Origin of the sequence: Microtetraspora sp. AC03309 (assembly GCF_020826795.1) — a bacterium.
In the GTDB taxonomy this organism is placed as follows: domain Bacteria; phylum Actinomycetota; class Actinomycetes; order Streptosporangiales; family Streptosporangiaceae; genus Microtetraspora; species Microtetraspora glauca.
Genome location: NZ_JADDIL010000609.1, coordinates 1 through 395 on the forward strand (window position 1 = coordinate 1; position 395 = coordinate 395).

Consider the following 395-nt stretch of genomic DNA (forward strand, 5'->3'; position numbering starts at 1 on the left):
GGATCTCACCGAGGTGGAGGCTGCGGTGCTGTGTGACCAGACGCTGCCGCAGCTGGACTGCTACGCCGACCTGATCATCGATGCCGATCACCGGTATCGGGCCGCCGCCGCGGACCCGGTGGTGTCGTTCTCCGCGGATACCCAACTTGCGGGCGACTGGTTCAGCCTGAACGTCACGGTGGGCGTCGACGGTGAAACAGTGGCACTGGCAGAGCTGATCCGTGAATTATCTTCTGGCGCAACACATATGATGCTCCCGTCGGGTATCTACTTCCGGCTGGACACGCCCGAGCTGGTCCGGTTGAGGGACCTGCTCGACGAGGCGCGTGCGCTCGGCGAGATCGACGGGGACCGGGTCAATGCGGCGTCGCTCAACGTCACGCTGTGGGATGAAC

1 protein-coding gene is annotated in these 395 nt (G+C 64.3%); it reads left to right on the plus strand.

Annotated features, from left to right (window positions below; translation table 11 throughout):
- On the plus strand, positions 1-395 hold a 395-nt coding region (locus IMZ11_RS44590; protein ID WP_228649847.1), incomplete at both ends, for a hypothetical protein.